Annotated in this window: 17 protein-coding genes; 10 read left to right on the top strand and 7 right to left on the bottom strand. The window is 67.2% G+C overall.

Annotation, left to right across the window (positions count from 1 at the left end; translation table 11 throughout):
- Positions 1-26 precede the first annotated feature (26 nt).
- Together CHB74_RS14275 and CHB74_RS14270 are read right to left on the bottom strand one after the other, a co-directional pair.
- Positions 27-1,256 carry an ABC transporter permease gene (locus CHB74_RS14275; protein WP_089220313.1) on the bottom strand — a complete coding sequence of 410 codons (1,230 nt, stop codon included), beginning with the start codon at positions 1,254-1,256 and terminating at the stop codon, positions 27-29.
- On the bottom strand, positions 1,253-2,194 hold the full coding sequence (locus CHB74_RS14270; RefSeq protein ID WP_089220312.1) for an ABC transporter ATP-binding protein: 942 nt from the start codon (positions 2,192-2,194) through the stop codon (positions 1,253-1,255). The genes CHB74_RS14275 and CHB74_RS14270 overlap by 4 nt, the downstream gene beginning before the upstream one ends.
- A 23-nt stretch (positions 2,195-2,217) precedes the next feature.
- Here CHB74_RS14270 and queG point away from each other — a divergent pair, with 23 nt between their 5' ends.
- Positions 2,218-3,354, top strand: a complete 1,137-nt coding sequence (queG, locus tag CHB74_RS14265) for a tRNA epoxyqueuosine(34) reductase QueG (RefSeq protein ID WP_089220311.1) — start codon at positions 2,218-2,220, stop codon at positions 3,352-3,354.
- A gap of 57 nt (positions 3,355-3,411) precedes the next feature.
- On the opposite strand, the gene CHB74_RS14260 is transcribed toward queG, so the two are convergent.
- Both CHB74_RS14260 and CHB74_RS14255 read right to left on the bottom strand, forming a co-directional pair.
- On the bottom strand, positions 3,412-3,765 hold the full coding sequence (locus CHB74_RS14260) for a hypothetical protein (protein WP_089220310.1): 354 nt from the start codon (positions 3,763-3,765) through the stop codon (positions 3,412-3,414).
- On the bottom strand, positions 3,762-4,451 hold the full coding sequence (locus CHB74_RS14255) for an EI24 domain-containing protein (protein WP_089220309.1): 690 nt from the start codon (positions 4,449-4,451) through the stop codon (positions 3,762-3,764). The genes CHB74_RS14260 and CHB74_RS14255 overlap by 4 nt, the downstream gene beginning before the upstream one ends.
- Positions 4,452-4,543: 92 nt before the next feature.
- Between CHB74_RS14255 and CHB74_RS14250 the strand changes: the two genes are divergently transcribed.
- On the top strand, positions 4,544-5,539 hold the full coding sequence (locus CHB74_RS14250; protein ID WP_089220308.1) for an adenosine kinase: 996 nt from the start codon (positions 4,544-4,546) through the stop codon (positions 5,537-5,539).
- Positions 5,540-5,678: 139 nt separating this feature from the next.
- On the opposite strand, the gene CHB74_RS22260 is transcribed toward CHB74_RS14250, so the two are convergent.
- Positions 5,679-5,900 (bottom strand): hypothetical protein, encoded by a 222-nt coding sequence (locus tag CHB74_RS22260; protein WP_089220307.1) that lies wholly within the window; start codon positions 5,898-5,900, stop codon positions 5,679-5,681.
- A gap of 564 nt (positions 5,901-6,464) precedes the next feature.
- The gene (locus CHB74_RS14240; RefSeq protein ID WP_144033799.1) at positions 6,465-7,283 is read right to left on the bottom strand and encodes a LytTR family DNA-binding domain-containing protein; all 819 of its coding nucleotides are present in this window, start codon (positions 7,281-7,283) and stop codon (positions 6,465-6,467) included.
- 76 nt (positions 7,284-7,359) lie between these two features.
- Here CHB74_RS14240 and CHB74_RS14235 point away from each other — a divergent pair, with 76 nt between their 5' ends.
- The 3 genes from CHB74_RS14235 to CHB74_RS14225 all read left to right on the top strand — a co-directional run bounded on the left by CHB74_RS14235 (position 7,360) and on the right by CHB74_RS14225 (position 11,432).
- The gene (locus tag CHB74_RS14235) at positions 7,360-7,818 is read left to right on the top strand and encodes a hypothetical protein (protein WP_089220305.1); all 459 of its coding nucleotides are present in this window, start codon (positions 7,360-7,362) and stop codon (positions 7,816-7,818) included.
- A 134-nt stretch (positions 7,819-7,952) separates the two neighbouring features.
- Positions 7,953-10,757, top strand: coding sequence for a DNA polymerase I (gene polA / locus CHB74_RS14230; RefSeq protein ID WP_089220304.1), 2,805 nt, complete (start codon positions 7,953-7,955; stop codon positions 10,755-10,757).
- 174 nt (positions 10,758-10,931) lie between these two features.
- Complete coding sequence (locus tag CHB74_RS14225; protein ID WP_089220303.1) at positions 10,932-11,432, top strand: Dps family protein; 501 nt, start codon at positions 10,932-10,934, stop codon at positions 11,430-11,432.
- Positions 11,433-11,494: 62 nt separating this feature from the next.
- Here CHB74_RS14225 and CHB74_RS22045 read toward each other — a convergent pair whose 3' ends face one another.
- Entirely contained in the window at positions 11,495-11,671 is a 177-nt protein-coding gene (locus tag CHB74_RS22045; protein ID WP_179220846.1) for a hypothetical protein, read from the bottom strand.
- A gap of 63 nt (positions 11,672-11,734) precedes the next feature.
- Here CHB74_RS22045 and CHB74_RS14220 point away from each other — a divergent pair, with 63 nt between their 5' ends.
- From CHB74_RS14220 to CHB74_RS14200, 5 genes are all read left to right on the top strand, one after another.
- Positions 11,735-14,143 (top strand): ligase-associated DNA damage response DEXH box helicase, encoded by a 2,409-nt coding sequence (locus CHB74_RS14220; RefSeq protein WP_089220302.1) that lies wholly within the window; start codon positions 11,735-11,737, stop codon positions 14,141-14,143.
- A gap of 177 nt (positions 14,144-14,320) precedes the next feature.
- Positions 14,321-18,724, top strand: coding sequence for a beta strand repeat-containing protein (locus CHB74_RS22635; RefSeq protein ID WP_089220301.1), 4,404 nt, complete (start codon positions 14,321-14,323; stop codon positions 18,722-18,724).
- Between the two features lie 37 nt (positions 18,725-18,761).
- Complete coding sequence (locus tag CHB74_RS14210) at positions 18,762-21,071, top strand: type I secretion system permease/ATPase (protein WP_218821443.1); 2,310 nt, start codon at positions 18,762-18,764, stop codon at positions 21,069-21,071.
- A complete protein-coding gene (locus tag CHB74_RS14205; RefSeq protein WP_089220300.1) occupies positions 21,068-22,357 on the top strand; it encodes an HlyD family type I secretion periplasmic adaptor subunit in 1,290 nt (429 codons plus the stop codon). Before CHB74_RS14210 ends, CHB74_RS14205 begins: the two co-directional genes overlap by 4 nt.
- Positions 22,354-23,826 (top strand): TolC family protein, encoded by a 1,473-nt coding sequence (locus CHB74_RS14200; RefSeq protein WP_089220299.1) that lies wholly within the window; start codon positions 22,354-22,356, stop codon positions 23,824-23,826. The genes CHB74_RS14205 and CHB74_RS14200 overlap by 4 nt, the downstream gene beginning before the upstream one ends.
- The last annotated feature ends 69 nt before the right edge of the window (positions 23,827-23,895 follow it).

Below are 23,895 nucleotides of genomic sequence, written 5' to 3'. Positions count from 1 at the left end.
AGCTGGCGGGTTTCAGGCACCGAGTTTCAGGCGGGGCGTTTGCGGCCGAACCAGCCGCGCCGGACGACGCCCGATTTCAGCACGCTGACCCGGAACCGGCGCGCGGCAAGGCGGATGATGATCGCAATCCATATGCCCTGCCACAGGATCGCCAGCAGATGCGGCCAGATGTACGGCGATTGGGCGGCCCGCGCCATCATCGCGAAGGGCGAGCTCCACGGGAATATCATCGCCACAACCGCCAACGGTGTCAGCGTCGCGCCCACCGCGCTCGATGCCAGCGCCACCACACCCAGCTGGCCCATCGTCACCGGCATCGACAGCGTCTGGACCTCGCGCACGCTGGCCGCCTGCCCGCCAATGCCAAGGAACAGCGCGCCCAGCAGCAGATAGCAGGCGATGAAATAGACCGTGCCCAGCGCCACGAAGGCCGGCCAGCCGAGCGCCGGCGCGGGCAGCGCCGGGCCGCCGGCTGGGAAGAACCAGGCCAGCGCCAGCATCGCCGTTGCCCCCCAGACGAAGATTCCGGTCAGCGACATCGCCAGCATCGCGCCCAGCTTGCCAAGGAAGATCGCGTCCACCGGCACCGCAGCCGCCAGCACCTCGATCACCTTGTTCGATTTCTCCTCGATCAGGTTGGACAGCAGCATGCCGGCCAGGATCATCACCAGCATCATCAGGACAAGCTGGCCCATCCGCGCGGTCAGCGCGCGATTGGCGGTTTCGCTGCCCGCCGCCTTGTCCACGGTGCGGACCGAGAAGGCGACCGCGGGAACGGCCTCGCCCCCGGCATGGGCCAAGGCGCGCGTCCGCCGTGCGGTATCGTAGATCAGCCCCAGCCGCTCCTGATGCTCCGCCACCGGCCCTTGCGGCCCGATCAGCTCGGGCGCGATCAGCCCGCCGCGCGCCACGGCGACCAGCGCGCGCTTGCGATCGGCCAGCAGCGCCTGCGCCTGCGCCGCACCGTCGTTTTCCGGCGCCACGATGCGCAGTTCGGGCAAAGCGGTTTCGCCCAGTCGGGCGGCCAGCTGGGTGCGGGCGGCGATCAGCGCCTTGCCGTCGGCCGTATCCGCGATGATCGCGATGCGCGGTCGGGCGATCTCCGCATCGGTTTTGGCGCCGACCGCGCCGAACATCAGCGCGGCCAGGATCGGCAGCAGCGGCCCCAGCAGGAACAGCAGGAAGGTCTTGGAAAAGACGCTCGCCACATAATCGCGGCGCGCGATCACCCAGGCGGCGCGGATCACGTCGATCATGCCACGGCCTCCAATTGGGGCTGGTCCATCTCGCGCGCGGCCGCCTCACCGGCGATCGCCACGAAGGCGTCGTGCAGCCCGGGGCGCTCGATCGCCAGATTTTCGATTCCCGCCCCGCCGTCGATCAGTGCCTTCAGGATCGGCTCGATCCCGGTTTCGGGCAGCTCGAACTGCCACAATCGTCCTTCGCGCGTCCGCGCGGCCGGCAGCGCCGCGCACCACGGCCCGTCCTCCGCCCGCGTCACCAGCCGCACGCGCGGGCGCAGCCGATTACGGGCCTCCTCCACCGCGCCTTCGAAGCGCACCTGCCCGCCGGCGATGATCGCCACGCGTTCGCACAGCCGTTCGGCATGGGCGATGACATGGGTGGAAAACAGCACCGTCACGCCGGCATCCGCCTGTTCGCGGATCAACCCTTCCAGCCTTTGCTGGTTGAGCGCGTCGAGACCGGAAAAGGGCTCGTCGAGCACGATCAGCTGCGGGCGATGGACCAGCGTGCCGAGCAGCTGCACGGTCTGCGCCATGCCCTTGGAAAGCGTGCGGATCGTCTTGTGGCGGGCGTCGCCCAACCCATGCGCGGCAAGCATCGCATCGGCCCGCACCCGGCCTTCCTTCAGCGGCAGACCGCGCAGCGCGCCCATGAAGGCGATCGCCTCGCGCGCCTGCATGCCGGGATAAAGGCCGCGCTCCTCGGGCAGATAACCCACGCGCCGCGCCGCGCGGATCGGCCGGTCCTCGCCCAGCAAGGTGCGGTGGCCGCCATCGGGATCGATGATCCCCAGCAGCATCCGCAAGGTCGTCGTCTTGCCCGCGCCATTGGGGCCGAGTACGCCGAAGATCGAACCCGCCGGCACCGCAAGGTCGACCCCGTCGACCGCGCGGAACCCGCCGAATTCCTTCACCAGCCCGTGCGCTTCGATCGCGTTCGTCACGTCCACCCGCTTCGTTTAGACTGTCATCCGTGCCCGACCCATCGCATCATATCGACAACAAGACGTTGACGGCAGCACTGAAGGCCGAAGCCCGCCGGCTCGGCTTCGTCGCCTGCGGCGTCGCGCCCGCCGATGCCACGCCGCAGGCGGCCGCGCGGCTGGCCGAATGGCTGGCCAGCGGCGCGCATGGCGACATGCTGTGGATGGAAGACCGCGCCGAACAGCGCGGATCGCCCGCCGCGCTGTGGCCGGAGGTGCGATCGGTGGTGATGCTGGGGATGAGCTATGCGCCCGCCGAAGACCCGCTGCGCCTCGCCGATGCCGCCGGCGTCGCGCGGATCTCCACCTATGCGCAGGGGCAGGATTATCACGATATCGTCAAGAAGGCGCTGAAGGCGCTGGCGCGCTGGCTGGTCGATCAGGCGGGCTGCGACCTCAAGGTCTTCGTCGATACCGCGCCGGTGATGGAAAAACCGCTGGCGGAAGCCGCCGGGCTCGGCTGGCAGGGCAAGCACACCAATCTTGTCAGCCGCGATCATGGCAGCTGGCTGTTTCTGGGCGCGATCATGACGACGCTCGCGCTCGAACCCGATGGCCGGCACCGGGGCAGCTGCGGTTCGTGCGATGCCTGCCAGACGGCGTGTCCCACGGCGGCTTTCCCCGCGCCCTATCGCATCGATGCGCGGCGCTGCATCTCCTACCTGACGATCGAGAATAAGGGGCCGATCCCGCGCGAATTCCGCGTGGCGATGGGCAATCGCATCTATGGCTGTGACGATTGCCTGGCGGTGTGCCCGTGGAACAAGTTTGCCTCCGCGGCCGCCGCCAACCAAGCCTTCGCCGCGCGCGCCGAACTGGCGGTGCCGGGGATCGCCGATCTGCTCGGGCTCGATGATGCCGGCTTCCGCCAGGTCTTCGCCGGATCGCCGATCAAGCGCATCGGCCGCGATCGCATGGTCCGCAACGCGCTGATCGCGGCGGGCAATGATGGCGGTGCTGCATTGCGGGCGCCGATTGCGGCGCTGCTCGACGATCCCGCGCCGATCGTGCGGGGCGCCGCCGCCTGGGCACTGGCCCGGATCGATCATCCCGCCTTCCTCGCCGAACGCGATCGGCGGCTGGCGGAGGAAGGGGATGCGTCGGTGCGGGATGAGTGGGGGGCTTAGCGTCGGGCTCTTTGGGGCTGCGGGGTGGCCGCCAGCGCCAGCCACGGCGGGCCGACTTTAGCGCGCTTCGACCCGGCGGCTGAGCGCGGCGATGCAGGACGCGCGGTCGAAATCGTCGCCGGCGGGCGTACGCGCGTCGAGATGGCGGACGACGGGTTCCTGCCCGCTGGCCGGCGGATAGAGATAAGCGTCGAGCACGCAGATCGGCCCGGCATATTGCAGCTTGCGCGCGGTTCCTTCGCGGACGTCGAGATCGGGCACGCCGAACAGGATCTGGAGCGCGCGGGCATCCTTGCCGACGACGCGATCAAGCCCCGTGGGTGGCGGCGCATGGACCGCGGGTGCGGGCGGCGGCGCCGTCGTCGTACAACCGGCGAGCAGGCCGGCACCAAGCAGCAGGATGCGTTTCAACCACGGCTCCCATGAAAGCGATGTGTTGCGAGCGCCGCGCCCAGAACGGGCGCGAGCAGATTGACGAAGGGGATCATGAACAGGCCGGTGGCGACAAGCCCGGTCAACGCGCGTCCGCCACGGGTGAGCTTGAGCCGCGCCTTGCGGGCGGCTTCGTCGAGATGGCGGACGGCGACCATCTCGTCGAGATCGCGGCCGAGCGCGAACGCATTGACGATCAAAAACAGCGCCACCGGGCCGAAGGCGGTGAGCAGCAGGAGCACGTAGAAGGGCAGAGCGAGGAGGTTGTAGCCGATCAGCCGCCCGGCCGAAGCCAGGCCCAGCCGCACCGAACGGCCGATGCCGGGCGGGCGGGCCGACGCGGCTTCGGCGGGATAATGGCGGGCTTCGACCGCATCGACGACATCGTCGGAAAACAGGCCGAGCACGCCGATGCTGATCGCCGGGAACAGGAGCCACAGCCCGACAAGGGTGAGCAACGTCGCCGCGATGCCGCCTTCGGCCGATCCGATCACGCAGGTATAGCCCGGCACCAGCGCGCACGGATCGCGCCCGGTGAACGCCCAGCGCAGCGCGAGGCCAAGGGCGATGAAGATCGCCAGCGTCAGCGCGACCGACTTGGCGAGCACGGAGAGGATGCGGCGATCGGACAATTGGCCGATCGAGAGCGAGAGCGCGCGGACCATGCGCTTATCTATCCGCGTGATGCCCGGTTGCGCCATCCCCCCCAACCAGTCTAGGCGCGCGCTTTGATCCGCTGCCCGAAGGGAGTGCCCGCATGTCCGAACCCACCCTCGACATCATCGCCATCGGCAACGCCATCGTCGACGTCATCGCGCAGGCCGACGATGCCTTCCTTGCCGCCGAAGGCGTGGCGAAGGGTTCGATGCGGCTGATCGATACGGAGATCGCGACCAGCCTTTATGGCCGGATGGCGCCGGGGATCGAGGCGAGCGGCGGATCGGCGGCGAACACGGTGGCGGGCGCGGCCGCGCTGGGCGCGCGCTGCGCCTTCATCGGCCAGGTCGCGACCGACCAGCTGGGCGAGGTGTTCGCCCATGATATCCGTGCGCTGGGCGTCGGTTTCGACACGCCGGCCCGTGAAGCCGAACCGCCGACCGCGCGTTGCCTGATCCTGGTGACGCCCGATGGCCAGCGGACGATGAACACCTATCTCGGCGCGTCGCAATATCTGCCCGCCGCCGCGCTCGATCCGGCGCGGATCGCATCGGCGGCGATCCTCTATCTCGAAGGCTATTTGTGGGATCCGGCCGAGCCGCGCGCCGCGATGCGCGCCGCCATCGCGATCGCCCGGGGCGCCGGTCGCAAGGTGGCGTTCACGCTATCCGACGCCTTCTGCATCGAGCGGCATCGCGACGATTTCAACGCGCTGATCGCCGATGGCGACATCGACATCCTGTTCGCCAACGAGGCCGAGATCCTGTCGCTGAACCAGACCGAGGATTTCGAGGCGGCGATCGCGGCGACGGCGGCCCGGGTGCCGACGCTGGTCGTCACCCGATCCGAAAAGGGCGCGATCGCGATCAAGGATGGCGCGCGCGTGGCGGTGCCGGCCGAACCGATCGACGCGATCGTCGACACCACCGGCGCGGGCGATCTGTTCGCGGCGGGCTTCCTGGCGGGCCAGGCGCAGGGCCGTTCGGTGGCGGACAGCCTGACCATGGGCGCAGTCGCCGCGGCAGAGGTGATTTCGCATTATGGCGCGCGGCCCGTGGCCGACATCAAGGCGCTGGTCGCCGCCAAGCTGGGCTGAACCTGAAGGCGGCAGGCGGCCGCCAGATGGCCGGCGGGCCTATTCGAGCCGGGATGTGTGCCGGGGGATTATGGCCACCCCGGCCCATCTTTCAACGCCCGCGCGTCAGCGGGCGGGGCTGATCGGGTGTGCGTGGCGATCAGCGACCGGCCAGTGCGTCGGCGATCGAAACATAGCCGAGCACGCCCATGAACAGCAGCACCTCCGCCAGCACGACATAGTTGAACCAGTTGTCGACCAAACCCGTCATCGCGACCTCCTGAACCAAGCCGGAGGCTGGATAGACCGGCCCGCGAATGGCCGCCTTGATCTGGGTCAAATCCGATCCCGGCCGCGCGCCGATGCCAGCCTTCGCCGGCATGATGATCGGGGTGGGGAGGGACGGCCAAGCCGCGTCGGCTTTTAGGCAGCGGCGCGCTAGGTACGAAGGTCCGCTATGTCGGGGAAAGCGGACATTAGGAAACTCATGGCAGAACGGCGTGGCGGAGGCTCATCATGCAATCAGTTACGTCGGAGTGGCTATGCGAGCGAGGCGGCCTTCACGATGCTCGCGTGCTCGATGTGCGAGCAGTGGGGTCAAATCTCGAAATTGCGTTCGATGATGAATGGGTGAACGAGCGAGGCATCGGTCAACCTGAAGGGCAAGCAGCACCCGGCACCTTAGTTGTAGAGGGATTTCCTACCACAGAAGATGCGCCGAGTGCCGCGACCGGCGGCTGGATAAGCGAAGTGGCACTAAGGGGTGACCAACTCGACCTCATGTTCTGCGACCGTCCGCCTCTTAGCGTCCGCGTAGATGCAGTGTGGTGGCGTCGGGCCGTCTAGGCACCAGAAGCTAATGTCCGCAATGTCGGCGTGTCCTGACTGTCAGGATTTCGGGCGGAAGCCATTGATAGCGGCCGCGACATGACTCTGCGCACGCGGCCTAGTCCGTCCAGAATGTCCGTGCGGCGGGCAAATATGTTCGGCTGATCGGAACTGCGGTGTCATCGGCCAGCCGGGCGATGGTCCGTCCGGGCGTTCGTTCCAGCGCGCGAACGCCGTCTTTGGCCACCCACCAGCTGCGATGCACGCGCAGGCCCAGCCGGGGATCGATGATCGCCGCCGCGTCCGCCAGCCGCATCAGGACCAGCGCCGAGCCGTGGCGGGTGTGGACGCGCACATAATGGTCCTCGGCTTCGAGCGCGAGGATGTCGCGGCGCAAGGCGGCGGGAAGCTTCGCCATGAACTCCGCCGGATATGCGGCGGCGGCTGGCTGTTCGACGGAGCCGAGGGCCGCCACCACCGGGGCGGCCGGAGACGGCGGGTCGTTGGGAGACAGGATGCGGGCGATCAGCAGCTGGACCAGCGCCACATAAGGGAACAGGCCGAGCAGTTGAACGGGGCTGAACGTTCTGCCGGGCCGGACCACGCCCATGGCCCAGGCCACAAAGAAGGTCATCGGCACGGCGGATGCGGCGGCGATGGCGATGATCCGGGCTGCGCTTCTTCTGTTCGGCGAGGCGGAGGGGAGCACGCGTTCCGCGACGGCGGCAGCGCCGAAACCGACGAGCGCGATGACCATCCAGAAAGGATATCGCACCGCCGGGCCGAGCGTGGCTTGCGATCCGAACGGACCCGTCACGCCCAGCAACGCGCCGAACGCGACGGCGCTGAGCGGCGCCCGCCACTTCCCCATGATCCGCCATTCGCGCATCGCCAGCTGCATCGGCCTGCCAGTCACGAAATTGTGAAAGCTATTCACGACTTTCCCCGTTGTCGACCGGCATCACCACCAGCCAACCCGCCTTCGTGAAATGTTGGCATGGAGAAGCAGGGCAATGAAACGGATTATCGTCGGCATCGCATTGGCGTGCGCATCTGTTCCGGCGGCGGCAAGCGAGGCGGTGACCATGCAGTTCGCGTGCAGCGCGCCGGACATGGCGGCCGCGAAGCCGGTTCAGCCCGGCGATCTGGCGGGTCTGTGGGACGCGCTTATGGATGTGGGCGGCATTCCCAGCTTCGGCCTGCTCTCGCTGGGCATGATGGGCCCCGAATTGGGAGGATCGCTGGCGTTGACGCCCGGCGTCGTGGTGGTGCGCAGCCTGAAGGTCGATGGCCGGATGGTGGCGATGGTGGTCGCGTCGAACGAAGGCGATGTCCGCTTCAACGGCGCGCTTGCCGGCGATGGGAAGCGGATGTGCGGCATCGTCGATTATCATGGCGGCCAGAAGGTCGAGATGATCATGCAGAAAAGGCCGGAACGGCGGAGTGCGACACAAGGCGGCCGCGCGGGGTAAGGGGGTGAAAGCCGGGCCGCCATGGCGCGGCCTGCCTTGCGGTGCGTGGGCTTGCCTCCCCGATCGCGCTTTGGTGCGCCTGAGGCAAGGTTGGCGGTGGATGGCGGCGCGGGGTTGGGCTATCCCCTTGGCCCATGGCTTCCAACCACCTCTATCTCGTCGACGGCTCGGGCTACATCTTCCGCGCCTATCATCAGCTTCCGCCGCTGACCAACCGCTACGGCCTGAACGTCGGGGCCGTCTATGGCTATACGGCGATGCTGTGGAAGCTGGCCGATGCGCTCGACAAGGCGGACGGGCCGACGCATCTGGCGGTGGTGTTCGACAAGGGATCGCACACCTTCCGCAACGACCTCTATGACAAATACAAGGCGCAGCGGCCGCCGGCGCCGGAAGATCTGGTGCCGCAATTCCCGCTGTTCCGCGATGCGACGCGCGCCTTTTCGCTGCCCTGCATCGAGGAGGCCGGGTTCGAGGCCGACGACATCATCGCCACCTATACGATGAAGGCGATCGCAGCCGGCTGGGACGTGACCATCGTTTCGTCCGACAAGGATCTGATGCAGCTCATCCGCCCCGGCGTCGACATGCTCGACACGATGAAGAATGAGCGGCGCGGCGCCGATTATGTGATGGGCAAGTTCGGCGTGCCGCCCGAGAAGCTGGGCGATGTGCTGGCGCTGATGGGCGACAGCGTGGACAATGTGCCCGGCGTCCCCGGCATCGGCCCCAAGACGGCGAGCAAGCTGATCCTGGAATATGGCGACCTGGAAAGCGTGCTGGCCGCCGCGCCGGCGATGAAGCCGTCCAAGATGCGCGAGAATCTGATCGCCAATACCGAGATGGCCCGCCTGTCGCGCGTGCTGGTGGACCTGCATCGCGAGGTGCCGGTGCCGCATGCGCTGGATGAGCTGCGGCTGGACGGCATTCCGCCCGAGCCGCTGCGCGCCTTTCTGGAAGATCAGGGTTTCAAGACGCTGCTGTCGCGGCTGGCGGCGCATGCGCCGGGCAAGGACAAGGCCGATCCGGTGGCCGGTGCTGCGGCGGGATCGGCGACGCCGGCGGCCGAAGTGGCGCTGCCCGATTTCGTGCCGCTGCCGCCGATCGATCGCGACGCTTATGAAACCGTGACGACGCTGGAGCGGCTGGATGCGTGGATCGCCGAATCCTATGCCAGCGGGATCATCGCGATCGACACCGAAACCGATGCGCTGGACAGCATTTCGGCCAATCTGGCCGGTATCTGTCTGGCGACCGCGCCGGGCCGGGCCTGTTACATTCCCGTCGGCCATCGCAGCGACGACGGCATGTTCGCCGAGGCGCCGGTGCAGATCCCGCTGGCCGATCTGGTCGCGCGGATGCGGCCGTTGCTGGCCGATGCCGCCGTGCTGAAGATCGGCCACAACATCAAATATGACCTGAACGTGCTGAAGCGCGTCGGCCTGGATGTCGCGCCGATCGACGACACGATGGTGATGAGCTTCGACCTCGATGCCGGGCAGTCGCTGGCCGGGCACGGCATGGACGAGGTGGCGCAGGCCGTGCTCGATCATAGCTGCATCCCGTTCAAGGAGGTTGCCGGCACCGGCAAGAAGGCGATCAGCTTCGCGCAGGTGCCGCTGGATCAGGCGACGCGCTATGCCGGCGAGGATGCCGATGTGACCTGGCGGCTGTGGACGCGTTTCCAGCCCCGGCTGGCGCGCGAGGCGGCGACGCGGGTCTATGAACTGGTCGATCGGCCGCTGATCCCGGTGGTGGCCGGCATGGAGCGTGCGGGCATCAAGGTGGATCGCGAGCATCTGTCGCGCCTGTCCGGCCGCTTCGCGCAGGAGATCGCGCGGCTGGAGGAGGAGATTCACGGCGAGGCGGGCCAGCCCTTCACCATCGGATCGCCGCAGCAGCTGGGCGCCATCTTGTTCGACAAGATGGGGCTGAAGGGCGGCAAGAAAGGCAAATCCGGCGCCTATTCCACCGACGTCACCGTGCTCGAAAAGCTGAAGGCGGATGGGGTGAAGATCGCGGGGCTGGTGCTCGACTGGCGCCAGCTCGCCAAGCTGAAATCCACCTATACCGATGCGCTGCAGGCGCAGATCAACCGCGATACCGGCCGTGTCCACACCAGCTACAGCCTGACCGGCGCGCAGACCGGGCGCTTGTCGTCCACCGATCCCAACCTGCAGAATATCCCGATCCGCAGCGAGGCCGGGCGCCAGATCCGCGACGCGTTCGTCGCCGAGCCGGGCAATGTGATCCTGGCGGCGGACTATAGCCAGATCGAGCTGCGGCTCGCCGCGCACATGGCCGACGTGCCCGCGCTGCGCGAAGCGTTCCGCCGGGGCGAGGATATTCACGCGGCGACCGCGCAGGAGCTGTTCGGCGAGGTCAATCGCGATACGCGCGGCCGTGCCAAGACGATCAACTTCGCCATCCTCTACGGCATTTCGCGCTGGGGGCTGGCATCGCGGCTGGAGATCGAGCCGGACGAGGCGCAGGCGATGATCTCCCGCTATTTCGAGCGGTTTCCGGGGATTTCGGCCTATATCAACGAGACGCTGGAGAAAGCGCGGGCGACCGGTTTCACCGAGACGCTGTTCGGGCGCAAGACCTGGTTCCCGCAGATCAAGGCCGGCGTGCAGCATATCCGCCAGGGTGCCGAGCGCGCGGCGATCAACGCGCCGATCCAGGGCAGCTGCGCCGATATAATCAAGCGCGCGATGGTGCGGATGACGCCGGCGCTGGAAGCGGCCGGGCTCGATCGCGTGCGGATGCTGCTGCAGGTGCATGACGAACTGGTGTTCGAACTGCCCGAAGCCGATGTCGAAGCGGCGACGCCGATCATTCGTGCGGTGATGGCCGGGGCGGCGGAACCATTGGTCAGCCTGTCCGTACCTTTGGGGGTGGAAATCGGCACCGGGCCAAGCTGGGGCGCGGCGCACTGAAGCCGGCAGGCCTGTTGGCTGATGGGAATGTCGGCTGACAGAAATATCGGCTGACAGGGAAGATCGATCACGCCGATCGAAGATTCTCCATGGCGGCGGTGCCACGATTTGCCATCTTGATCGTTATACAAACGAATCGATAGTCAGTTGGACCCGCCGACAGGAGGAATATTCATGGCGAAGACGCCCAAGGCCAAACTCGCGACGCCGACCGATCTGGCAAGCAACAAGGTGAGCAGCGTGGCGGACGCGCTGAACGCGATCCTTGCCGATAGCTACGCGCTCTACCTCAAGACCAAGAATTTCCACTGGCACGTTTCGGGCCCGCATTTTCGCGATTATCACCTGATGCTCGACGATCAGGCGACCCAGATCCTGGGCACGACCGACCAGATCGCCGAACGCGTGCGCAAGACCGGCAACACCACGCTGCGGTCGATCGGCCACATCGCGCGGCTGCAGTCGATCAAGGACAATGACGCCGATTTCGTGAGCGCGGGCGACATGCTGCGCGAACTGCGCGACGATAATCTGAAGCTGGTGGAGAAGTTCCGCGAGGCCAAGGACATCGTGGACGCGGCCAAGGACAATGCGACCAGCGGCATCCTGGACGAATGGACCGACCTGGCCGAGGAACGCGCCTGGTTCCTGTTCGAGGCCAGCCAGGGCGCCTGAGCGGCCCCGACCCGGCAAACAAAAAAAGGGGTGGCCCGCCGGGCCACCCCTTTTTTGTGGGATCAATGCAGCTTGGCGATCTTGATGCCGTCCTGCTTGGCGCGGTCCTTCACCGATTCCTCGCTGCGGGTGAGGGCCTTGGCGATCGCGCGCAGCGCCATGCCCTTTTCGGCGAGGCGGCGGAGCTTGGCGAGTTCGTCGCCGGTCCAGGGCTGCTTGTGACGGACGAATTCGGCCATGATCTACTCCTTTGCGGCGGCCCTCCTATCGCGATGCGGGCGAGCCGGATAGTCAGGACGGCGATGACCGCGCTGCCGCCCGCCCTTGCCGACTGGTTCGCCGCCCGTGGCTGGCAGCCGCGGCGGCACCAGCTGGAGATGCTGGCGGCCGCGCGCGCCGGGCAGGACGCGCTGCTGGTGGCGCCGACCGGCGCGGGCAAGACGCTGGCGGGTTTCCTGCCGAGCCTGGCCGATCTGGTGGAGCATCCCGCGCAAGGGCTCCACACGCTTTATGTTTCGCCGTTGAAGGCGCTGGCCGTCGATGTGCAGCGCAACCTGTTGACCCCGATCGCCGAGATGGGGCTGCCGATCAGCGTGGAAACGCGGACCGGCGACACCCCGTCGGACCGCAAGGCGCGGCAGCGGGCGCGGCCGCCGCATATGCTGCTGACCACGCCGGAATCGCTAAGCCTGCTGATTTCCTATCCCGACAGCGCCGGTCTGTTCGCAACGCTGAAGACGATCGTGATCGACGAGGTGCACGCCTTCGCCAACGGCAAGCGCGGCGATCTGCTGGCGCTGGCGATCAGCCGGCTGCGCACGCTGGCGCCGGATCTGCGCGTCGTTGGCCTGTCCGCCACGGTGGCCGATGCCGATGCCTATCGCGGCTGGCTTTCGCCCGATGGCGATCTGGACGCGATCGCGCTGGTGCGGGGCGAGCCGGGCGCGGATCCCGATATCGCCATCCTGCTGCCCGAAGGGCGCGTGCCGTGGTCCGGCCATTCGGGGCGCTATGCCGCAGGGCAGGTGATGGCGGAGATCGAGGCCCACCGCACGACGATCATCTTCTGCAACACGCGTAGTTTGGCCGAGCTGATCTTCCAGGATCTGTGGAAGGCCAATGATGCCGGGCTGCCGATCGGCATCCATCACGGATCGCTCAGCCGCGAGGCGCGCCGCAAGGTGGAGGAGGCGATGGCCGCCGGCCGGCTGCGCGCGCTGGTGGCGACGGCGAGCCTCGACCTCGGCGTCGACTGGGGCGATGTCGATCTTGTCATCCAGATGGGCGCGCCCAAGGGGTCGTCGCGGCTGTTGCAGCGAATCGGCCGGGCCAATCACCGGCTGGACGAACCGTCCAGCGCCTTGCTCGTCCCCGGCAACCGTTTCGAATATCTGGAGGCGCGCGCCGCGCTCGACGCGGTGGAGGAAGGCGCGCTCGATGCCGAAACCTTCCGGCCGGGCGCGCTCGACGTGCTGGCCCAGCATATCATGGCGGTGGCCTGTGCCGGCCCCTTCGACGCCGATGCCCTGCTGGCCGAAATACGGCAGGCGGCGCCCTACGCGATGCTCGACGCCGGGATCTTCGATCAGGTGCTGCGCTTCATCGAAAATGGCGGCTATGCGCTGAAGGCCTATGACCGTTTCCGCCGGCTGGTGCAGGGGCCGGACGGCCTGTGGCGGGTGAGCCATCCCAGCTTCGTCGCGCAGCACCGGCTGAACGCGGGCATCATCGTCGATGCGCCGATGCTCGACGTGCGGTTCCGCAATCACCGCAAGCTCGGCACGGTGGAGGAGGGGTTCGCCGCATCATTGTCGCCGGGCGACACCTTCTTCTTCGCGGGGCTGAGCCTGGAGGTTGAGAAGGTCGAGCAGACCGACCTGATCGTGCGCGCCACTTCGCGATCGGCGCGCATCCCCACCTATATGGGCGCGCGCATGCCGATATCGACCAACCTGGCCGATCGGGTGCGCGGCTATCTGGCCGATCCCATGCAATGGCCGCGCTTCCCCAATGAGGTGCGCGAATGGCTGGACGTGCAGGCGCGGCGATCGGTGCTGCCCGGCGCGGGGCAATTGCTGGTCGAAACCTTCCCGCACGAAGGCCGGCACTTCATGGTCGCCTACAGCTTCGAAGGGTGGAACGCGCACCAGTCGCTCGGCATGCTGCTGACCCGGCGGATGGAGACGCTGGGGCTGATGCCGATCGGCTTCGTCGCCAATGATTATGCGCTGGCTACCTATTCGCTGAAACCGGTGACCGATCCGGCGGCGCTGTTCGCGCCCGATATCCTGACCGACGAATTCGTCGAATGGGTGCAGCAATCGGCGCTGCTGAAGCGCGCGTTCCGCGAAGTGGCGGTGATAGGAGGGCTGGTCGAGCGGCAGCATCCCGGCAAGCGCAAATCGGGCCGGCAGGTCACCTTCTCGACCGACCTGATCTATGATGTGCTGCACCGTTACGAGCCCGATCATCTGCTGCTGCGCGCGGCCTGGGCCGATGCGCGGGCGCGGATGACCGATGTCGGCCGGCTGGGCGATCTGCTCGATCGCGCGGCCGGCACGATGCTGCACGTCACGCTCGACCGGGTTTCGCCGCTGGCCGTGCCGGTGCTGGTGATGATCGGGCGCGAACATGTGGCGCAGGGGCTGACCGACGACGCGCTGCTGATCGAGGCGGAAGCATTGGCGGCGGAGGCGATGCGGGTCGACTGAGGGGGCGCGTTGAACCATCCGCAGTTTCTTTGCCCGGCCCGAAGCGACACCCGATCTGGCCGAAATGCCCAAGTGGCGAAAAGTAATGGCAAGTATCGCCAGTTTGATTGACACTTGGTACGCCCCTTCTAAGGATGTCGAGTGCAAGATATTGCGCTTAAAGGGGTGAATCGGGGGATGGCTGACAATATGGGGCGTGCCGGCGCGGGGGTGCTGGTGGCTGGGTCGCGGCGTCGTGCGGGCGCGGCGGGGCGATCCGTGCCCGCCAATATCATGTCGGCCAATATGGCGTGGCGGCCGATGGCCGGCCGTGCCTTCTCGATCGCCCCGGCCTTCGGCCTGCCGATGCTGCTGGCGGCTTGCGGCGGTGGCGGCGGCGGCGGCGGATCGCGCCCCGAAACTACGCCGACCCCGCCGCCCGCGCCGGCGGTGACGCCCGACAGCGCCACCATCGCCCCGGGTGCTGCGGCGGCAACCGGCAATGTGCTGGCCAATGACACGCCGGCCGCCGGACAGGCAGGCGCGCCCACGGTTTCGGCCGTCGCTGTGCAGGGCGGCGCGGCCGGCACGGTCGGCCAGCCGATCGTCACCGATTTCGGCACGCTGACGCTCAACAGCAATGGCAGCTACAGCTATGCCGCGCTCGACAATGCCGCGGTCAAGGCGCTCGCCGCCGGGCAGACGCATACCGACATATTCAGCTACACCGTCACCAACAGCAGCGGATCGCAGACGGGTCGGCTCAACCTCACCATCACCGGCGTCAACGACGCGCCGGTGGCTGTGGCCGATAGCGCGGCCGTTGCACCGGGCACGATGGCGGCGACCGGCAATGTGCTGACCAACGACAGCGACGTGGACGCCGGCACGACGCTGGCGATCACGCAGGTCAACGGTGCAGCCGCCAATGTCGGGCAAGTGATTGTGGGCACTTATGGCAGCCTGAAGCTCAATGCTGATGGCAGCTACAGCTACACGCTCGACAATGGCGATGTGGATACCCAGCGCCTCGCCGCCGGGCAGAGCGCCACGGAAAGCTTCACCTATCGGGTGAGCGACGGCGCGGGTGGGACGACGCAGGCGACGCTCACCCTCACAGTGACGGGCACGAACGACGCACCGGTGGCGACCGTGGATATGGCTGCCGTCACCGAGGACGCGGCGGGCAATGTCGTATCGGGCAATGTGCTGGCGAACGACAGCGATGCGGACGCGGGGACGACGCTGGCCATCACGCAGGTCAACGGTGCGACCGCCAACGTCGGGCAAGTGATTGTGGGTACCTATGGCAGCCTGAAGCTCAATGCCGATGGCAGCTACAGCTACACGCTCGACAATGGTGACGTCGACACGCAGGCTTTGGCGGCGGGGCAGCGTGGCGAGGACGTGTTTTCCTATCTCGTTGGCGACGGGGCGGGCGGCACGACGACGGGCCAGATCACCGTCACCGTCAACGGCCATTCCGGCGTTGTCGACGATGTTGTCACGATCGATGCTGCTGCGGCGTCGGGGGCGAGCTTCAACCTATTCGCCAATGATGACGGATCAGGTTTCCAGCTCCAGCTCCTTCAGCGGCCGGACGGCTCCGGCACGGGCGGCGCGGGGCAGCTGACATTGTCGTCGAGTATCGGCACCCTGACTGTCGAGGCTGATGGCGCCGCCGTTTATGGCTTCCATCGCGGATCGTCCGATATCGGTGCGGGCCAGAGTTTCACCGACTACTTCAAATATTCGGGGCAGGACGCTTCGGGGCAGAGCGACACCGCCACCATCCGCGTCACGATCTCCAGAGCGGCCGAGCGGACCATCGACGGGACGGCAGGGGCCGACCGGCTTGTCGCGGAAATCGCGGATACCGTCCTTAACGGCGGAAGCGGGAACGACGTGCTTGTGGGGGGGCATGGCCGCGACGTCCTGAACGGTGGCGCGGGCGATGACAGGCTGACGGGCTGGATCAACGACCAGCTGGCCGGCGCCAACGCAGCGAACCGGGACCAGTTCATCGGTGGCGCCGGAGACGACGTGATCGTCGGCGGCCATGGTAGCCTTGCAGACGTGGCTATCTATTCGGGTAAGCGTTCAGATTACAGCATTCAGGTAAGCGGTGACGAAATCATTGTCCGCGATCTTAATGTTGCGGATGGGGATGACGGCATCGACAGGTTGACTGGTATCGAGCTTCTGCAATTTTCGGATCAGATCGCCGATCAGTCCCCTTCCAGGGCCTATTTCGGGGTCGTGAACGACGGCGTCCGCGATTCGGCCGTCAATCTGTCCGGCTCCCGGACCTTTGCGATCGGACCGGTATCGGGCGGGAATGTTTTCTACAATGACACCGCGACCGCGGAGTTGTTGACCTTTGACGGAGCCACTGCGCCGTCATGGCTGCGTTTCGACACGGCCAGCCAGCGTGTCGTGGGCACCGCGCCTGTAGGCTTTGAGGGAACTATTGATCTTGTCATTCGCCCGGTTGGGCCGGATGCCACCGGCGCGTTCGATACGACGCGGCTCTATTTTTACACACCGCGCGCAGGCGACGTCGTTGGCAGCAATGGCGTGGCCGAACGCTTTGTCGGCAGTGCTGGCGCGGACCGGGTGTTCAACATGGGGCGCGACGACGTCGCGGTCGCCTCGGCCGGTGCCGATGTCTATGAGGGCAGCCCGGACGAGGTTTATGCCGGGGCGTGGCCGCTGATCGACTATTCCGCATCCGATGCGGGCATCTTCCTGGATCTCGGTCTGGGCGTGGCGCAGGGCGGCTATGCCGAGGGGGATATCATCCTGAACGTCGGTTCGATCATCGGCACGTCTTTTGCTGATCAGATCATCGCCGGTCCGGCAACCGAGGTCATCGACCCCGGCGCTGGCGATGATATCGTCATCGTCGCCAACACGACCTCATTGCCGCTCTGGAGTTCCATTTACGGTGTGTATGTTTGGGGCGGTGAGGGTGCCGACACCATCCAGGGGAACTCGTCAGTCAATCTCATCGTGGATTATAGCCGATCGGCCGCCGGCATCACGCTGACCGTCGGCGCCCGGGCGAGCGGCGGCGATGCCGAGGGCGACTTGCTGACCAATGTCGACAGGATCATCGGCACGAGGTTCGACGACCTCATCCGTCTTGAACCCGTCGCATCATTCTTTTCCGGGGGATCGGTAGAGGGCGGTGACGGAAACGACCGGATCGAGGGCAATGACGGAAGCAGCTACCGACTGGACGGCGGCAGCGGCAATGATCAGATTTTCGGTTTCGATGGGGATGACGGGCTGACCGGTGGTGGTGGCGCCGACATGCTGGATGGCGGCGCCGGTATCGATACCGCATACTATCAGGGTGCCGGGGGCATTCAGATCGACCTCACCCTGGGTACTGCGCATGGCGGCGATGCCGAGGGCGACACGCTGGTCGGCATCGAGAATATTCATACCGAAATTTATGCGGACGACGTGCTGATCGGGAACGCCGGTGACAACGTCCTCTCCAGCCAGGGCGGCAACGACAGGCTTTACGGCATGGCGGGGGATGACACGCTTGAAATCTATTTTGGCGTTACGAACGCGCTGATCGATGGCGGTGACGGTATCGACACGTTCAGGGCGGGAGAGTTCACGACTGTCGATCTCGCGGCGGGCACCGCCACCAAGCTGTCCGGCGGCACCGCCACGCTGATTTCGATCGAGAATGTCGAAGTTAGCGCGGACGGGGCAACCGTTTATGGCACCGATGGCGCCAATGTGTTGCGCAGCGGCACCTCTGGCGACACGTTCCTTTATGGGCGTGGTGGCGATGACCGCCTGGAAGGCAGCTTTGGCAATGATGTGCTGGAAGGTGGCAGCGGTGCAGACAGGATCGACGGTGGGCCTGGCGGGATAGAGGGCGGCCCGCGCGGGATCGACACGGCATCCTATGCGGGCAGCACAAGTGCGGTTCAGGTCGACCTGCGCACCGGGCTCGGCAGCGGCGGCGACGCCGCCGGCGATACGTTGTTCAACATCGAGAATCTCGATGGTGGCAGTGCCGGCGACGTGCTGGTCGGCAGTGACGAGGTGAATATGCTGCGCGGCAATGGCGGCAACGACATCCTGCTGGCAATTGGCGGGGGCGATCAGCTGGCGGGCGGCAATGGCGACGACCTGCTGATCGGCGGAACGCAAAGCGGCGGCGCCGGAAACGACGTTCTGGTCATGCTCGACGGAGATGGCCCGAGCAGCGCAGGTGGAACGGGGGCTGACACCTTCCTGTTCGACACGGCGGTTGGCCGGGGCGCGCCGGGTTACAATTTCGCGACCAGGATCCAGGATTTCACGCAGGCCGAAGGCGATCGGATCGATCTGTCCGACCTGCGCGATGGCGGGGGCGCGGTGCTGGGTCTGCAGGATATTCTGGATAACAGCGCGGTTGCGGGCGGCAATCTCGTGATCGATCTGTCGAGCTTCACGGCGGGCGGGCAGGCGGTGATCGGCAGCATCACGCTGGCCGGCATCAATGATGCCGGCGCGTTGGGCGCGGCCGATTTCATCTTCAGCGGCGGGGTCGACTGGCAGGCACAGCTGCCGGCCGGCCTGTCGCTGACCTGACGGCCGGGGACCGGGCGCACTTCCGAACGATGCCGTCATGCCTGTTCTGACCATGCCCATGCTGACGCGGCTGCGTGCCGCGGGGGGCGCCGTGCGCGCGCGGCTGGCCGCGACGCGGCTTGGCGCGCGTTATCTCCGTCTGGTGGACGAAGTGGCCGTGGATATGGCGGAGGTGTCGCCGCCGCCGCGCGCATGGGGCCAGCCGGTGCTGGCGGAGGCCGGGGGCACGCGGCTCGGCTATCTCGAAAGCTGCCTGCTCCACCTGTGCCGCTATCACGATATCGGCACCGGCCGCGCCGCCGTGATGGCGGACACGTCGGGTGACAGGTGCGATCTCGACATCGCCGCTTTTCTTGCCAAAGCGGAGGATCTTGGGCTGGTGGCGCGCGCCTGCGCGGTGCCGCTGGAACGGCTGGGCAGTGCGCCGCTGCCGGCGGTGGTGATGCTGGACGGACAGCGCGCCGCTTTGCTGCTGGCGCGGACGCGCGGCGGCTTCGAGATGATCGATCCCGACCATGGCGACCAGCCCGTCGAGATCGGCTTCGCGCAACTTGCCGCCGGCTATCAGGGCCACGCGATCCTCGTCGCGCGGGCGCCGCGCCGCAATGTCGGCGTCGAGCGGGACGAGGCGGGTGCGAGCGACCATTGGTTCTGGGGCGCGATCGCGCGGAACCGGGCGCTTTACGGCCAGATCGTGCTCGCGGCGTTCGTATCGAACATCCTTGGCCTGCTCGCCGCGATCTTCAGCATGGTCGTCTACGACCGGATCATCCCCAATGCCGCGACCGAATCGCTGATCGCGCTGACCACCGGCGTGGTGGTGGCGCTGGGCTTCGATTTCGTCATCCGCATGCTGCGCGCCGCCTTCATCGACCGCGCCGGCGAGCGCGCCGACCTGATCATGGGCCGCCGCATCTTCGACCAGTTGCTCAACCTGCAGATGAAGGCGCGCAAGGGATCGACCGGCGCGATGGCGAGCCGGCTGCGCGAGTTCGAGAGCCTGCGCGACTTCTTCACATCGGCATCGCTGGTCGCGCTCGTCGACCTGCCGTTCGTGCTGCTGTTCCTGTTCGTGATCTATTGGGTGGCGGGGCCGCTGGTGCTGGTGCCACTGGTGCTGATCCCCGCCGTGGTGATCAGCGGCGCGCTTTTGCAGCCGTTCATGGCGCGGCTGGCGACGACGATGCACGCGGAGGGGATGACCAAGCAGGGCGTGCTGGTGGAGGCGGTGTCCGGCATCGAGGCGATCAAGGTGACGGGCGCGGCGAGCCTGATGCGCGAACGCTGGGAGGAAAGCCTGCGCCACCAGTCGGCGGTCGGCCTGAAGACCCGACTGTTCGGCCAGCTTGCCTTCAACATCGCCGGCTCCGCGCAGCAGATGGCGCAGATCCTGACGGTGTTCTTCGGCGTGTTCCTGATCGGCGACAATGCGCTGTCGATGGGCGGGCTGATCGCGGCGGTGCTGCTCGGCGGACGGGCGATGGCGCCGCTCGGCCAGCTTGCCCAGATCCTGGCGCGGTTCAACCATGCGGTGACCGCTTATCGTTCGATCGACGCGCTGATGCGCGCACCGACCGACAAGGCCGCGACGCGCACCTATCTCAGCCGTCCGCGGATCAAGGGCGACATCCAGTTCAGCGGCGTCCGGTTCCGCTACCCCGACCAAAGCGAGCCCGCGCTCGACGGGGTGAGCTTCGCGATCAAGCCGGGCGAGAAGGTGGCGATCCTCGGCAAGGTCGGATCGGGCAAGACCACCGTCGCCAAGCTGCTGCTCGGCCTTTACGAGCCCGACGAGGGCGCGATCCGGCTGGACCAGACCGACTTGCGCCAGATCGATCCGCTCGACCTGCGCGGCAATATCGGGCCGGTGTTGCAGGACGTCTGGCTGTTCAGCGGATCGGTACGGCGCAATATCGCGATCGGCGCCACGCGGCCCAACGATGCGGAAATCCTGCGTGCGGCCGAGGCGGCTGGCGTGCATGATTTCGTCCGCGAAATGCCCGGCGGCTATGATGTCGTGCTGCGCGAGCGCGGCGAGGGACTGTCGGGCGGGCAACGGCAGGCGATCACGATCGCGCGCGCGCTGGTCGGCGATCCCGGCATTCTGGTGATGGACGAGCCGACCAGCATGATGGACCCGGCGAGCGAGCAGCGGCTGATCGCCCGCCTGAAGGACGAACTGGCCGAAAAGACGCTGATCGTCATCACCCATCGCACCAGCCTGCTTGCGCTGGTCGACCGGGTGATCGTGATGGACCGGGGCCGGATCGTCGCGGACGGGCCCAAGGCGATCCTTGAACGCCGCGCGGCCAAGGCCACCGAACCCGAGATGACGAGCTGGCAATGACGTTCGCGGTGCATGATTTCGACATTCGCGAAGATCGCGGATCGCGCCGGCTGCTCCACGTCATCGTGGCGTTGCTGGCGGTGACCTTGCTGTGGGCGGCGCTGGCCAAGGTGGACAAGGTGACGCGCGGCGACGGCAAGATCATCCCGTCGGTGCAGGTGCAGACGATCCAGAGCCTGGAAGGCGGCATCCTGCAGCGCATCCTCGTCCGCGAAGGCCAGGTGGTCGCGCGCGGGCAGGCCCTGATGGAGATCGACCCGACCTTGCTGCGCTCGGACCTCAACCGGGGCGAGCAGAAGCGGGCGGCACTGCGCGCGCGCATCGCGCGGCTGACGGCGGAGGCGGAAGGCGGCGAACTGGTGCTGCCCGACGATCTGCCGGCGGATGCCGAGGCACTGGTGGCGACCGAGGCGGCACTTTATGGCGAGCGGCTGGCCAAGCGCGAGGCGGATCGCGGCGTGCTCGACAGCCAGCTGCGCCAGCGCGCGCAGGAACTGGGCGAGGCGCAGGCGCAGCTGACCGCCGCCGAGGAATCGCTGGCGCTGCTTGGCCGGCAGATCGCACTGATCGAGCCGCTGGTGAAGAAACGCTACGAACCGCAGACCACGCTGATCGAACTGGAGCGCCAGCGCGCCGACCAATCGGGCCGTCGCAATCAGGCGCGGCTCGCCATTCCGCGCTTGCAGGCGGCGATTGCCGAGATCCGCAGCCAGACGGCGGCCAAGACGGCGAGCGACCGGACCGAGGCGCTGGCGGAACTCAACGCCGCCACCGCCGAGCTGGGCGAACTGGCGAGCGAACTGCCCGCCGCACAGGACCGGGTGAAACGGACGATGATCCGGTCGCCGGTGCGCGGCATCGTCAATCGCGTGCTGCTGACCACGTTGGGCGGGGTCGCCAAGCCCGGGGACGCGCTGATCCAGGTCGTCCCGCTTGATGATACGCTGCTGGTCGAAGCGTTGATCCGCCCGGAGGATATTGCCTTCCTGCGGCCGGGGCAGGCGGCGCGGGTGCGGCTGACGGCTTATAATTTCACGCGTTATGGTAGCCTGGACGCGCAGCTGGTGAATATCGGCGCCGACGCCATCGAAATGCCCAAGACCGGCGAGCTGCGCTACCGCGTACAGGTGCGCACGCGCGGCGCGCTGAGGGACGCGGACGGCAAGGCGCTGCCGGTGATCCCCGGCATGGTGGCCGAGGTCGACATATTGAACGGCAAGCGATCGGTGCTGAGCTATCTGATCGAACCGGTGATCCGCGTGAAATCCAAGGCGTTCCGCGAATGAGACGGGGCAGGGCGCTGCTGGCGGCAGCGTGGTTTCCGATCATAAGCGTGGGCGGCGCGGCGGCGATCGCCCAGCCGCCGGCCGATGCGCGCGATATCGAAGCCTTCGCCCGCGAGGTCGACCTGCTGACCGCGCCGTTCGAGGTGGCGGCCTTTGCCACCGCGTCGACGCCTGTCGCGATCGAGGGCGAGACGGCGACGGCCAAGCTGGCGGCGGATCCGCTGATGGTGAAGGTGGCCGATGCCGTGCGATCGCATCCCGAGGCGCAGGCGGGCGTCGAGCGCGGCAAGCAATCGGGCTTTGCGGTGCGCGCGGCGGCGGCGGACCTGTATCCCAAGCTCGACGCCGGGGTGGACCTGCTCGGTAACTGGACCAACCGTACACCGATTGGCGGGAGCCAGCAGAAGATCCGTAGCCAATCGCTCTATCGCCCCGACGCCTATCTCGCCGCCGAGCAATTGCTGTTCGACGCGGGCGCCAGTTTCGCGCGGATCGCGGCGGCGCGCCATCGCATGGATGCCAGCCGCGCCGAGGCGGAGACGACCGCCACCAATGTCGCGGTGCGGGCCATCGGCGCTTATTGGGATGTGCTGCGCCTGCGCGAGGCGGTGAAGCTGGCCGACGCCAATGTCGCCGCGCATGCGATCCTGCTCGAACGCGTGCGGGTGCGGGTGGAAGGCGGGGCGGCATCCGAGGGCGATCGCCTGCGTGCGGAGGCGCGGACGAACAGCGCGCGATCGCGGGCTTTTTTGGCCGAAGGCGCGCTTGCCCGGGCGGAGGCGGAATATCGATTGGTGTTCGGTATCGCGCCGGGCGCGCTCGTCTGGCCGACGGTGACGCCCGAACTGGTGGGCGACGCAGATATGGTGGTCAATCGCGCGCTGGCGATCAACCCGGCGTTCCACGCCCAGCAGGCGGCGGTCGCCGCCGCGCGCAAGGATGCCGATGCGGCCGAGGCGGGCTTCTGGCCGACCATATCGCTGGCCGCCAATGCGCGCCGCTATGACGTGCTCGACCGTGACGATCGCTTATATGATGCGGGCGCGCAGCTGGTGTTCCGGTATCGGCTGTTCGCCGGGGGGCGGACATCGGCGGAGGCGGGCGCCGCCCAGTCGCGGCTGCGCCAGGCCGAGCTGGAACAGGATCTGGAGCGGCGCGAACTGGAAAGCGGAGTCCGCGCGGCGATGGCCGACGTCACCACCCGTGCGCGCGAATTCGATGCGTCGCGCCTTGCCGCCGAAACCAGCCAGCAGACTTATGCTGTCTATGTCGAGCAATATGGCATTGGCCGCCGCACGCTGGACGACCTGCTCGACGCGTTGAACGAGGCGTTTGAAGCGTCCGGGCAGTTGCTGCAGGCGCGTGTCGACATGGATGTCAGCCGCTATGCGCTGGTGGCGCGGACCGGCGATCTGCTTGGCCTCGTCGCTACCCTGCCGTCCGATCCCATGGTCCGGCCGGCGGGCTGACGGGTGGCGCCTGGCTGGACGCCCGGTCTTTTCACAGGCGTTATGATCGGGTTAGGGTTACGCCGGGGG

Origin of the sequence: Edaphosphingomonas laterariae, from assembly GCF_900188165.1 — a bacterium.
In the GTDB taxonomy this organism is placed as follows: Bacteria; Pseudomonadota; Alphaproteobacteria; order Sphingomonadales; family Sphingomonadaceae; genus Sphingomonas_E; species Sphingomonas_E laterariae.
This window is presented reverse-complemented; position numbering and strand designations above follow the sequence as displayed.

What these genes read in the sequence shown, in the direction of transcription:
- CHB74_RS14275 (WP_089220313.1), bottom strand. Translation starts at nt 1,256, where the DNA reads ATGATCGACGTGATCCGCGCCGCCTGGGTGATCGCGCGCCGCGATTAT.
- CHB74_RS14255 (WP_089220309.1), bottom strand. Translation starts at nt 4,451, where the DNA reads ATGGTCCGCGCGCTCTCGCTCTCGATCGGCCAATTGTCCGATCGCCGC.
- CHB74_RS14250 (WP_089220308.1), top strand. Translation starts at nt 4,544, where the DNA reads ATGTCCGAACCCACCCTCGACATCATCGCCATCGGCAACGCCATCGTC.
- CHB74_RS22260 (WP_089220307.1), bottom strand. Translation starts at nt 5,900, where the DNA reads ATGCCGGCGAAGGCTGGCATCGGCGCGCGGCCGGGATCGGATTTGACC.
- CHB74_RS14235 (WP_089220305.1), top strand. Translation starts at nt 7,360, where the DNA reads ATGAAACGGATTATCGTCGGCATCGCATTGGCGTGCGCATCTGTTCCG.
- polA (WP_089220304.1), top strand. Translation starts at nt 7,953, where the DNA reads ATGGCTTCCAACCACCTCTATCTCGTCGACGGCTCGGGCTACATCTTC.
- CHB74_RS14225 (WP_089220303.1), top strand. Translation starts at nt 10,932, where the DNA reads ATGGCGAAGACGCCCAAGGCCAAACTCGCGACGCCGACCGATCTGGCA.
- CHB74_RS22045 (WP_179220846.1), bottom strand. Translation starts at nt 11,671, where the DNA reads ATGGCCGAATTCGTCCGTCACAAGCAGCCCTGGACCGGCGACGAACTC.
- CHB74_RS14220 (WP_089220302.1), top strand. Translation starts at nt 11,735, where the DNA reads ATGACCGCGCTGCCGCCCGCCCTTGCCGACTGGTTCGCCGCCCGTGGC.
- CHB74_RS22635 (WP_089220301.1), top strand. Translation starts at nt 14,321, where the DNA reads ATGGCTGACAATATGGGGCGTGCCGGCGCGGGGGTGCTGGTGGCTGGG.
- CHB74_RS14210 (WP_218821443.1), top strand. Translation starts at nt 18,762, where the DNA reads ATGCCTGTTCTGACCATGCCCATGCTGACGCGGCTGCGTGCCGCGGGG.
- CHB74_RS14205 (WP_089220300.1), top strand. Translation starts at nt 21,068, where the DNA reads ATGACGTTCGCGGTGCATGATTTCGACATTCGCGAAGATCGCGGATCG.
- CHB74_RS14200 (WP_089220299.1), top strand. Translation starts at nt 22,354, where the DNA reads ATGAGACGGGGCAGGGCGCTGCTGGCGGCAGCGTGGTTTCCGATCATA.